Genomic DNA, 12,273 nt, shown 5'->3' with positions numbered 1-12,273 from the left:
GGCGCGCCCCTGTCAGATGCGTCATCAGAACGGCAGCTTGAAGCCCGGGGGCAGCGGCAGGCCGGACGTCATCGAGCCCATCTTCTCTTGCGTGGTGGCCTCGGCTTTGCGCACGGCGTCGTTGAACGCGGCGGCGACGAGGTCTTCCAGCAAGTCCTTGTCGTCGGCCAGCAGGCTCGGGTCGATGGTCACGCGCTTCACGTCGTTCTTGCAGGTCATCAGCACCTTCACGAGGCCGGCGCCAGACTGGCCCTCGACCTCGATCAGGGCCAGCTGCTCCTGCATCTTCTTCATGTTTTCCTGCATCTGCTGGGCTTGCTTCATCAGCCCGGCCAGTTGACCTTTCATCATGGGGATACTCCTGAATCAATATGTGTGGATGGCGGGGCGGCGCCGGTGGTGCTGGTCTGGCCGCCCCGGGAATGGTTGTCAGGCGGCGCGTGGCTGGACGGAGCCGGGCACGATCTGCCCGCCGAACTCGCGCAACAGCCCCTGCACGAACGGATCGCCGTCAATCGTGGACTCGGCCTCGCGCTGGCGCTCGGCCCGTGCCGCTGCATCGACAGCAGCCGCCGTGTGCGTGACAGCGCCAATTTCGCACTGCACGCGCACTTCCACGCCGAATTGCTCGACCAGCGCGGCCTGGAGCCGTTCGGCGACATTGTTTTCGGCGATGGCCGCCACCGGCACGCGCAGGTGCAGGGTGCGGCCGACCACGCGGTGCAACTCGCTCTGGAACGCCAACTGCTGGGCCAAGCCCTTGAGCGGCAGCGTGGCGGCCAGCGTCGGCCAGTCGTCGGTGAACACGGGCGGCGTGCCGTCATCGGCGGCGCTTGGCGCCACGGGCGGAATCGCCGGGGCCAGTTGCACAGCCGGCTGAGCGGGCTGTGCGGCGGCCTCCGGTTCCGGCCGGCGCGCCGGCTTCGACTGCGGCGCGGCGCGGCTGGCGCGCGGCGCGGGTTCGAACGAGTCCGACTCGAAACCGCTGTCGTAGCCGCCGAAGCTCGGGTCATAGCCCGGATCGCTGTCGTACGGGCCGATCACCGGCAAATCGGGGGGCAATTCCTCCCAAGGCGGCACTTCGCCGCTGGCCGACTTCGCGGCCGGGGCGGATGGCACCGGTTGGGGCGTCTGGACTGGCTTGAGCGGCTGGGCGGCGGGTGCAGCCGGCGCTTCCCGTGCCGGCGTGACGGCCGTGGCCGGGCGCGCCGCCGCAGGCGGACGCAACGGCTGGGCAGCAGGACGCGGGCTCGGCGCTGCCGCCGCAGCGGGCGCCGACATCGGCCGCGCGCCGCCACGGCCAGCCGTGGCCTGGCGGGCGGCCAGCAAGGCGGCCTTGGCGGGCGACATCGCGGCGGCATCGGCTACCGGCGCCGGAGCGGATGGCACGGGCGCTTCGGCCCGGACCGGTGTCACCGGCTCGGCGGCGCGGACAGAAGGTGCCACGGGTGCGGGTCGAACCGGCTCGGCGGCCTGCACCGGAGCGACTGGCGCCACCGGAGCCGAAACAGCGGCAGGCGTGGGCACAGCAACCGGAACAGCAGCCGGGGCCATCGCCACCGGCGCAGCCGCCACACGCGGCGCGGGTGCTGCCGGCGCGGCGGGGCGCGGTCGGGCAACTTGCTGCTGGCCGCCACCGCCCAGCCCGCCCACCGTCGCCGGGCTGGCGGACGGCCGGAAGGCCAGCATGCGCAGCAGCGTCATGGTGAAGCCGGCGTACTCGTCCGGCGCCAGTGCCAGTTCGTTGCGGCCAATATTGGCAATCTGGTAGAACAGCTGCACTTCCTGGGCGTCGAACACGCCAGCCAGCCGCCGTACTTCGTCAGCCTCGGGCCATTCGTCCTGCACGGACGCCGGCACGGCCTGCGCCAGCGCCACCTTGTGCAGCAACGAGCCCAGATCCTGCAGCGCGCCGGCGAACGACAGGCTGCGGTCCGCCATCGCATCGGCAATCCCGAGCATGGCGGCGCCGTCCTCGGCTGCCAGCGCGTCCAGCAATTGCACGAGGTAGCTCTGGTCGATGGCGCCGAGCATGCCGCGCACGGCCTCCTCGGAGACCTGTCCGGCGCTATAGGCGATGGCCTGGTCGGTCAGCGACAGCGCGTCGCGCATCGACCCATGGGCCGCCTGGGCCAGCAGCCGCAGCGCGTTGCCGTCATGGCCGATGCCTTCCTGGCCCAGGATATGGTCCAGATGCGAGACGATATGCCCCGGCGGCATCTGTTTCAGGTTGAATTGCAGGCAGCGCGACAGCACCGTGACCGGAATCTTCTGCGGATCGGTGGTGGCGAGGATGAATTTGACGTGTCCGGGCGGCTCTTCCAGCGTCTTCAGCATCGCGTTGAAGGCGTGGTTGGTCAGCATGTGGACTTCGTCGATCATGTAGACCTTGAATCGGCCCACGGTCGGCGCGTAGACCGCCTTGTCCAGCAGTTGCGCCATTTCGTCCACACCCCGGTTGGACGCCGCGTCCATCTCGATGTAGTCGACGAAACGGCCGCTGTCGATCTCCTGGCAGGCCTTGCACTGGCCGCACGGCTGGGCCGTGATGCCGCCCGCCCCGTCAATGCCGGTGCAGTTGAGGGCCTTGGCCAGGATCCGGGAGAGCGTGGTCTTGCCCACGCCACGGGTGCCGGTGAACAGGTAGGCGTGATGCAGCCGCTGCTGTTCCAGCGCGTGCGTGAGCGCGCGGACCACGTGCTCCTGGCCCACCAGCGTGGTGAAATCCCTGGGGCGCCATTTGCGCGCTAGAACTTGATAACTCATGGCGGCGATTGTAGCAAAACGCGCCGCCCCGAATGGCGCCGATTAACCGCACTCCCCCACGTAGCCACAATTGGCGCATTTGGCGCAGCCATCCACCTTGTGCAGGGCGTGGGCGCCACACTCGGGGCAAGGCTTGCCGGTGCCCACGCCGGGGTTGTGGCCGGCCGGGGCCGGCCGCGTCGGGTTGCCGGCCAGCGCCAGGGCCGGCTCGCCAGCCTGGAACGCGTCCCGCCCGGCCAGCCGGGCCGCCAGCGCCGCCGCCGGCACCTGGGCGCCGTCCTCGTCCAGGAACCCGCGCTTGATCAGGATGCGCTGGAGCGCGTAGCTGATGGCGGCCACCTCGGAATCATGGAAACGCGGCACCTCGGTGCCGTCCTGGCGCACCAATGCACCATATCGGACCGTGCCCTTGTCCCAGACCACGTTGCGCATGTCCGCCAGTGCCTTGGCCACCGGGCCGCCGGAGCGCGCCACCATCGACAGCAGCCGCATGGTCGAGGTGATCCACTGCTGCCCCTCGGTGCGCTGGCCCGCCGGCATGAAGAACTCGAGCGGCCGCTCCACCGTCACCGGCTTGCCATCGATGACGCCCGAGACCCGCATGAAGTTCACGGTCAGGTAGACGGTCTTGTGGCCCTCGTAGGTCAGATACTCCACCTTGGACGTCACGCCTTCCAGGTCTCCGAGCGGCCGGCTGTTGAACGGGCGCGTCAGCGGATCGTCGTCCGGGGTGGCCGTGGTGGCGGTGGAGGCCGTCGCCGGGGCGGCGGCAGGCGTGACCGAGAGCACGGCGCCCAGCACGCTGTTGGGCCGATAGGTCGCCAGCCCCTTCAGGCCGGCCTTCCAGGCCTCCAGGTAGAGGTTGCGGAAGGCCTCGTACGGATAGTCCTCCGGCACGTTGACGGTCTTGCTGATGCTGGTGTCGATATAGGGCTGCACCGCCTCCAGCATGCGCATATGGTCCAGCGCCGACATCTGGAGCGCGGTGACGAAGCTCTCCGGCAGCCGCTCCATGTCGGCGCCCATGTGGCGATACAGTCGCCAGGCGTGATCGGCCACCTCGAACGATCGGTAACTGTCGTCCGGCATCCGCTTGCGGCGGTTGTAGGTCCACGAAAACGCCGGCTCGATGCCATTCGACGCGTTATCGGCAAATGCCAGCGTGATCGTGCCCGTTGGGGCAATGGAGAGCAGGTGCGAGTTCCGCAGGCCATGCGCCCGGATGGCGTCGCGCACGGCCTCGGGCAGCCGGCTCACGAAGCCGCCGGCCAGGTATTGGTCGGCCTCGAACAGCGGGAAGGCGCCCTTCTCGTCGGCCAGCTCCACCGATGCCAGGTAGGCATGGTCGCGCATGGCTTCCGAAATCCGCCCGGCCAGCTCGCGCGCGGCATCGCCGTCGTAGCGCAGGCCGAGCATCACCAGCGCGCTCCCCAGCCCCAGGAAGCCCAGGCCGATGCGGCGCTTGGCGCGGGCCTCGGCCTCCTGCTCGGGCAGCGGCCAGAACGTGACGTCCAGCACGTTGTCCAGCATGCGCGTGGACACCCGCACGACCTCGGCGAAGGCCTCGAAATCGAAATAGGACTCGGCCGTGAACGGCTGGCGCACGAAGCCGGTCAGGTTGATCGACCCGAGGCAGCAGCAGCCATACGACGGCAGCGGCTGCTCCGCGCACGGGTTGGTCGCCTCGATGGTCTCGCAGTAATAGAGATTGTTGTCCGCGTTGATCCGCGACAGGAACAGGATGCCCGGCTCGGCATGGTCATACGTGGCCTGCATGACCTGGTCCCAGAGCTGGCGGGCCGGCACGCGGCGGTAGACCCACTGGCCGTCATCACGCCGATAGGCGCCGGCGGCGATCATGTCCATGCCCGGCTCGGCCTCGTGGACCAGTTCCACCTCGCCATCTGCCTCCACGGCCTGCATGAACGCATCGGTCACGCCGATCGAGATATTGAAGTTGGTGAGGTCGCCCTGGTCCTTGGCGTGGATAAAGCTCTCGATATCGGGGTGGTCGCAGCGCAGCACGCCCATCTGCGCGCCACGCCGGGCGCCGGCGGACTCCACGGTGGCGCAGGAAGCATCGAACACCTTCATGAACGACACCGGCCCGGACGCGCGCGAGTGCGTCGCGCGCACGAGCGCCCCGCCGGGGCGGATGGCCGAGAAGTCGTAGCCCACCCCGCCGCCGCGCCGCATGGTCTCGGCCGCCTGGGCCACGGCCGCGTAGATGCTGGGCTTGCCGTCGCGCGCCTCGGAAACCGAGTCGCCCACGGGCTGGACGAAGCAGTTGATCAGCGTGGCCTGGATACCCGTGCCAGCGGCGGAATTGATCCGCCCCGCCGGCACGAAGCCGTTCTCCAGCGCCCAGAGGAAGCGCGCGCCCCACATCTCGCGCCGGTCGGCCGGCTCGGCCTCCGCCAGCGCACGCGCCACGCGGGCACGCACATCGGCAATGGTGCTTTCCTCGCCCTTGGCGTACTTCTCCAGCAGCACTTCGGTGGAAATGTCCTGCGGCGCCAGCGCGCCGCGCAAGATCTGGTCGTTTGCGTTCATGTCCTGGCTCATTCAGATGGAACGATTTTTCCAGTCCGCCATGCTGCCAGCGATCCTCCGGCGCACAGCCTGCGTCAGATCAAACTAGCTAGAACAAATCGTATTCCAACTAATTTCGGGACGCCGCCGGCCGGTTGCGATACAATGCCGGTCGGACGGGCCTCCTCGCATGGTGGCGCGGTCAACCTGGTCAGGTCGGGAACGAAGCAGCCACAGCCGTTTTCCATCAGTGCCGAGGGTCAGGCTCGTCCCCCATATTCTTTTGCTGCGTTCCTTCGCGGCACATCTTCGTAACCGTTCGCGTTACACGTCACACAGCCCCCGCACAATCAGGCAACAGCGTCGGCAATGGCCTGCAATGCCGCCTATTCTGCTCCCATTTTTCGATTGGGGGCGCATGCCCCCAATCGCTCAGAACAACGACCCCTGCTGCATTGCCGGAACCGGCGCGCGCAAACTGCCCGCGTCGATCCACTCCCCGGCCGCCGTGGCCACGCCGGCCTCGATGCGCTTGCCGGGGAACATCGGCCCCACTGCCGCCACGTAGCGCGCGAGTTGGGCGCCATAGGCGGCATGTTCCTGCGGCAGCAAACGCAGTTTGTAGTCGATCACGACCACGCGGTCGGTGAATTCCACGAGTCGGTCGATCCGCAGCAGCCGGCCGCGCCCGTCGTACAGTTCCACCTCGTTGCGCGACGATAGCGCCGCTTCGGGGAAGAACAGCGGGCGCAGCGCCGGTGCGGTCAGCATCGTGCGGACGTCGGCCACGGCCGCTTCGGCCTGGGCCTGCCAGCGTTCGCGCGCCTGCGGCGCCCCGGCGCCGGTCAGCGGGAACCAGCGCATGACCGTGGGCACGTCCGGCAAGGCGCCGAAGGCTTCCGGATAGCGCGTCACCCGTTCCAGCAAGGCGTGGACCAGTTCGCCATGGGCCGCCGCTGCGGCGTCGAACACCACCGTTTCTTCCTGGTCTTTGTCGTCGAACTCATCGAATTCGTCAATTTGCGGGAGTGGCGCCGCGTCGCGATAGCGCAGGCGGAAGTCCGCGTAGCGCACGCGCTCGCTCACTGGCGTCAGCGCGGCATCGCCTGGGGCAGCTTCGGTTTCCGGGTAGCCGTCCACCGCTTCGCCCACGCCTGCCGCCGCCAGTCGCACGTACCAGCTACCCGCGATCTCGGCCGCCGCGCCCTCTTTCTCGGCCTTGCTCGCACGGCCCTTCACGCCGCTCACCAGCAAACCCTGTTGGGCGCGCGTCATCGCCACATAGAGCAGATTCCAGTTCTCGCGCTCGGCCAGCGCCGCTTCGGCCTCGAACAGGGGCTGGCGGGCCCGGCCGCGCTCGCTGCGCTTGCCGTAGGCCGAGAAATGCCGGGGCACCGGCGACTCAGGCGGCCAGTCAACCAGAATGCCGCCACGGTCCGCCGCCGGGTCGCTGTGGTTCGCGTCGAGCAGCACCACGAAGGGGGCCTCGAGCCCCTTGGCGGCGTGAACGGTCAGGATATGCACCGCATCAAGCTGGCTTTCGCCGTCATCTTCCGGCTCCGCCTCGCCGTCCTCCACGCCTTCGCCCATGCCGCCCTCGTCGGGGCTCTCGTCCTCGTCGCCGCGCCGAATTTCCTGCAACTCGTCGATAAACTTCGGCAAGCTCGGATAACGACCGCCATCGAGGTCCAGCGACAGCTTCAGGAAGGCGTCGAGATTGGCCAGCACCTGCTCGCGGATGGCGGCTGGCGCGGCCTCGGCGTAGCGGCGGCGCACCTCGCCCGCATCATAGATATGGTCGATCAGGTCATGCACGGGTCGCTGTGGCGCCAGCGCGAGCCAGGCGCGCAGCCGGGCCACGCCGCCACGTAGCGCATCGGAACATTCGGGCGGCACGCCCACCGCGTGGATGCGCGCCCACCAGCCGCCCTCGCCTTCCAGGCCGGCCAGCAGCAGCAGGTCATCGTCGGTGGCGCCCACCAGTGGGCTCTTGAGCACGTGCGCGAGGTCGAGGTCGGACTCCGGCGTCATCAGGAAGGCGAGCAGCGCGGAGATGTCGAGCGCCTCCAGCGTCGCCAGCAGGCCGCCCCGGCGCGGACTCAGGCACGGGATGCCGGCCTCGCGCAGCGCGCGCTCGTAATCGGCCAGATGGGTCTTGCGGCGCACCAGCAGGTGCATGTCCCGCCAGCAGGCAGGCCGCGTGGTGTCGCCTTCCCGCACGGGCACGTGGTCGCGCACATGGTGCAGCCAGGCGGCCACGCGCCGGCCTTCTTCGTAGCGCAGCGAATCGCCCTGCCGCGTGCGCGGCTGGGTCAGCGTGTCGCGGTGGGATGGGGCGTCAGCCGGAACCTCGGCTTCGTCCTCAGCCGGCTCCTCGACCAGCGGCAGCAGCCAGACCGGCCCGCCGGGCTCGCGCAGCGCCGTGGTCTGGGTCTCGTACAGCGGATAGCGGCCCTCGGCGCGCGCATGGTCGAACACGGCGTTGACCCAGTCGAGCACCTCCGGACGGTTACGCCGCGTGCGATTGGTCCGCAGCACGGTGGCGCCGAAATCGGCCTGCAGCATGGCGCTCGCCGCGCCGAACAGGCGGGCGTCGGCGCGACGGAAACGGTAGATCGACTGCTTTGGATCGCCCACCAGGAAGACAGTCGGCTTCTCGCCCAGGCCCTGGTAGCCGGCCAGCCAGCCCTGCAGGATCCGCCACTGGAGCGGATTGGTGTCCTGGAACTCGTCGAGCAACAGGTGCTTGTAGCGCGCGTCCAGCCGCACCTGGAGGTAGGTGGCGGTCTCCTCGTCGGCCATCAGCCGGGCGGCGAGCCATTCGAGATCCGCAAAATCCATCGCGCGCTGGTCGTTCTTGTAGCGCTGGTAGCGCTCGAGCAGGGCATCGCCGAGTTGGTACAGCGCGAGGTTGATGGCCAGCACGGCGGCCTCGCAGCGGCGCGCGGCGATCTCGTCGAGCCGGGCGCAGTGTTCGGCATGGCGGGCTAGCAGATCGTCCACGGCGGACTCGCCGCCCGCGGCCTTGACCAGCGCCGTGGTGCGACGCATCGCACGTGGCTCGCCCGCCGCCGTGAAGAACGCCGATCGCAGGCGGTGGAAGGCTTGCGCGGCGGCGTCGCCGGGCGCGCCGCCCGCCTCGCGCCAGGTGCGGATGGCGGTCAGGCCGTCGATCATCCGGGCAGCATGGCCGTGCTCGGTCTTGCCGCCCTGCCCTAGCAGTTTTGCGAGGGCCGTGCAGTCGTCGAGCCATTCGCCCTCGCAGAGCGCCTCCACCAGTACGTCCGCCGTGGCATCGTCGCCGAGGTGTTCCGCGAGCATCGTCGCCGGGTCGCCAGCCTCGCGCATCGCAAACCATTCGCTGCGCGCGTGGAACATGCGGTCCAGCAGGCTGCGCGCCTGGAAGTCGCCGATGGCATCGACCAGTTGTTCGTACGATGCCCGCAATTCGGCGAATTGGGGCTGGGCCAACGCACGCCAGAACGGCGCCCAGGCTTCCCGCTTCATGCGCAGGGCGTCTTCCCGCAGCGATGCGCCCGGCACGATGCCGGAGGCCAGCGGTGCGCCACGCAGCAGCGTGCCGAACCAGCCGTGGAAGGTATCGATGGCCATGCGCCCCGGCGAGGCGAGCACCTTCGCGTGCAGCCCGCGCGCACGCGGCAGCGCGGCCCGGGCGGCGTCCGGGGTCAGGCCACGCATGGTCAGGGCGGCCAGCACCTCGGCGTCGGTGCCGCTGGCCAGTTGCGAGAGCACTTCCAGCAGGCGCTCGCGCATCTCCTCGGCGGCCTTGCGCGTGAAGGTGATCGCCAGAATCTCGTGCGGGGCGGCACCGGCCAGCAGCAAGCGCACCAGCCGCGCCACCAGCAGCCAGGTCTTGCCGCTGCCGGCGCACGCCTCCACCACCACCGAGCGGGCGGGGTCGCAGGCGGCGCGCGTGAAATCGGCCTCTTCGATGGGGTGCCCATCGCGAAGGTAGGCGTGGACGTCGGTCATGACTGCAGATCTGGCAAGGCGGTGGATTCCCAGAAGCCCTTGCGGCACAGGCCGCGGGCTTCGCAATAGGTACAGGCGGCGGCGTCACCGAAGGCCGGCAACTTGGCGCCGGTACGCAGGCGGCCCACATCGTGGCGCAGCTGGCGCTCCAGCCACGTGACGGCGGCGGCGAAGTCGGGCAGTTCCACTTCGCGCTGCGCGGCGGCGGCGCTGTCTTTCCCGCCGTGCTTCACGCCTTCCAGCGCGACCCAGCTGCCCGCCACTGCATCGGCGCGCAGCAGGCCGTAGAACGGCAGCTGGCAGTCTTCCTCGGCATCGCCGGCCTTGCGGCGCAGGCGGCTGGCCGGCTGCGTCTTGTAGTCGAGCACCGCGTGCGCGCCATCCGGGCCCTTGTCGAGCCGGTCGATGCGGCCCGCCAGCCGCAGCGGCAAGCCGTCCGGCATCGCCACATCCACGCTCACGTCGAATTCGCCGGCGCGCCACAGCCAGCCCTCGGCCTCACGCGCGGCCTGCCAGTCGATATAGGACGGCAGCACCTCCAGCCAGCGGCGGTAGTAGCCGATGGCGTTGCCGTCCTCGGCCATCAGCGCGCCAAACACGGTGTCGGAAATCTGGCGCAGCCGGGCCAGCCGCCGCGCGGCGTCCTGTTCGTCGGCTTCGGCGATTTCGGCGTGGTATTGCAGCAGCACGCGGTGTAGCAGATTGCCGATATCGCGCTTCTCTAGGTCGTCATTTACCGCCTCAAGACCGGCCAGCCCGAGCATCCGCGCGGCGAAGAACTGGTACGGGCAGCGCCGCAGCATGTTGTACGCCTGCGCGCTCCAGCGGGCGGGCACGCGCTCGGGGGCGGTCGGCACCGGCATATAGCCGGGCTGGGCGAAGGTGTCGTGCAGGCGCGGGGCGATGCTGGCCTCGATCGGCGCCCCGGCGCGCGCGCAGCACGCCGACAGTCGCTCGATCCAGCCCGACACGTGGTGCGGCTCGCCCCGCCCCCCGAAGCGCTGCCAGGTCATCACCACGTCGTCGTTGTTCAATAGCACTTCGGCCAGATCGCGCGCCTGCTGGGCGAAGCGCGCCTCGCGGTCTTCGAGCGCCAGTTCGCGGCGCATCTGGTTCGAGAAGAACATCAGTTCGGCGGCGCTGGACGGCAGTTGCGCATCGTCGCAGCCGACGATCACCACGCCGTCGAAGCGCCGCATGCGCGCGCCGTTCAGCGGCAGGATCGTGATGCGGGACGAACTCTGCGCGGACGGCTCCTTGTACGCCACCGATTCGAGCAAGGCGGACAGCATCGCGCGGAATTCCTGCTGGCTCAGCGTGGCGTGGGCGCCGGTCTCGTCGTCGGGCAACTCGGCCAGCCGCGCGAGGGCGTCGAGCATCTGCCGGCCGGCGTCGTCGGCGGCGAGGGGCGTGCGCATATCGAGCGCGTCCAGCGTGGCGTCGAGCCGCGCCAGCCAGACCGTCAGGGGCTTCTGCGCCAGGCCGCGCGGCCACGCGGCGGCCTCGTCGGCCAGCGTGGCGATCAACGCGCGCGCGCCGGCGCGGGTGGCTTGCTGGGCCTCGTCGGCGTCCATCGTCTCGGCATCGACCAGCGTGGCGTTGGCGCGCCGCTCGGCAAACAGATGACGCAGGCGCGCCCAGCCGCCGGTGATGGCTTCGCGGCGAATCTGGCGTTCCATCAGCGCGATGGCGCCGCCGCGATGGGCAAAGCCGGGCAGGCAGAACGGGCTCTTGAGCAGGTCGAGCAGCGCGGCGGTGTCGCCATCGCGCGCCAGGACGTCGAACCAGCGCATCAGCGCGGCGGCCGCCCGCGTGGTGGAGAGCTTCCAGCCGGTTTCGTCGCGGACCGGCGCCCCGGCGCGGGCGAGCAGCGCGCGGGCCCGGCGGGCCACCACGCGGTCATGCGCGACCAGCGCGACGTGGCGGCGGCCTTCGTTGAGCCATTGCACGAGTTGGTCGGCGGCGGCGGTCGCCTCGTCCTCGAAGCGCGCGCTGCCGACCACGCGGATGCGGGGGCGATGTTCGGGGAGCTGATCAGGCAATGCATTTTGCGACTGACGGGTCAGGGAATCGTCTGACGCATCAGATTCGTCTTCGTCTGCCACTGCATCGATCCGCCGTGCCTCGGGCCACAGTGCCAGCAGCGTGCCGTACCAGTCGGGCGTGGCCTCGGCATCGTGCGCGCCGCCGGACCAGTCGTAGCCCACTTCGAGCGTCGGCACCTGCTCGCCAGCCTGGGCGAGGAAGCGGGCCTCGACGGGTTCGGGCGGCGTCGGGCCAATCCACACCACTGGGCCGGCCACCTGCTGCGCCAGCCGCTGCAGGGCGCGGCGCCGGGCTGGCAGCGGATCGTCCGGACCGGAAAGCATCTGCCAGAACGCCAGAACAATCTGCGCCTCCTGACCAAGAAATTGTTCCGACAGGTGCGCATAGGTGCGTTGCAACGCGCCCTGGAGCAGCGCGGCGCGATCCTCGCCATCGATATCGTCATCGTCGCGGACGGCGGCGTCCTCCAGCCAGCGCGCGCTCAGTTCGTCGCTGATCGACAGCAGCGTTTGCGCCAGCCCCCAGGCGGCGCCCTCAGTCTGGGCGCCGAACGCGCGGCGCAGCCAGTCCTGTTCGCGGATGGCCTGCTGCACGGCCAGCAGGCGCGCGGCATGGCTGCGCACCGGCCTGGGCTCGGCTTCCAGGTCGGGCGGGAGGTCCAGCAGCCAGTGGCCCAGCGTCAGCACGCGCGGCAGCAGCCGGGGCGTGCCGGCGGCGCGCGCGGCGGCGTCGAGCGCCAGCCTGACACCCGGAATCTGCGCGGCCGTGGGCACGACCACGTGTGCGCCGGCGGCGGCCGGTCCGCAATGGTCAAGGAAATACCACGTCGCGGTGGCGGCCTGCTCAAGGAAGGCGGGGCCGGGAGAAAACGAAAGCCGGGTCATGGATGGCGCGCCCGACCACGTCGGGTCAGGCGCAAATGGGGGCACGGGGCCG

At 70.0% G+C, this 12,273-nt stretch carries 5 protein-coding genes and 1 other RNA gene; 1 reads left to right on the top strand and 5 read right to left on the bottom strand.

The annotated features are described in order from the left end of the window. Positions 1-24 precede the first annotated feature (24 nt). The 3 genes from AC1DFU_RS14900 to AC1DFU_RS14890 all read right to left on the bottom strand — a co-directional run bounded on the left by AC1DFU_RS14900 (position 25) and on the right by AC1DFU_RS14890 (position 5,319). Positions 25-351 carry a YbaB/EbfC family nucleoid-associated protein gene (locus tag AC1DFU_RS14900; RefSeq protein WP_092289733.1) on the bottom strand — a complete coding sequence of 109 codons (327 nt, stop codon included), beginning with the start codon at positions 349-351 and terminating at the stop codon, positions 25-27. A gap of 78 nt (positions 352-429) precedes the next feature. Beyond that, the gene (locus tag AC1DFU_RS14895) at positions 430-2,766 is read right to left on the bottom strand and encodes a DNA polymerase III subunit gamma/tau (protein WP_477159766.1); all 2,337 of its coding nucleotides are present in this window, start codon (positions 2,764-2,766) and stop codon (positions 430-432) included. Positions 2,767-2,808: 42 nt separating this feature from the next. Beyond that, positions 2,809-5,319 (bottom strand): adenosylcobalamin-dependent ribonucleoside-diphosphate reductase, encoded by a 2,511-nt coding sequence (locus AC1DFU_RS14890; protein ID WP_092290833.1) that lies wholly within the window; start codon positions 5,317-5,319, stop codon positions 2,809-2,811. A gap of 154 nt (positions 5,320-5,473) precedes the next feature. Here AC1DFU_RS14890 and ffs point away from each other — a divergent pair. Then, an RNA gene (ffs, locus tag AC1DFU_RS14885) (signal recognition particle sRNA small type) lies at positions 5,474-5,572 on the top strand. A 158-nt stretch (positions 5,573-5,730) separates the two neighbouring features. Here ffs and AC1DFU_RS14880 read toward each other — a convergent pair. Continuing rightward, on the bottom strand, positions 5,731-9,291 hold the full coding sequence (locus AC1DFU_RS14880; RefSeq protein WP_092289737.1) for a UvrD-helicase domain-containing protein: 3,561 nt from the start codon (positions 9,289-9,291) through the stop codon (positions 5,731-5,733). Then, positions 9,288-12,221 (bottom strand): PD-(D/E)XK nuclease family protein, encoded by a 2,934-nt coding sequence (locus tag AC1DFU_RS14875; protein WP_441590496.1) that lies wholly within the window; start codon positions 12,219-12,221, stop codon positions 9,288-9,290. Before AC1DFU_RS14875 ends, AC1DFU_RS14880 begins: the two co-directional genes overlap by 4 nt. Positions 12,222-12,273 lie beyond the last annotated feature (52 nt).

Source organism: Cupriavidus sp. 10L45 (assembly GCF_056395225.1).
Note: the sequence above shows the minus strand (reverse complement) of the source record. Positions and strands in the feature narration are given on the sequence as shown.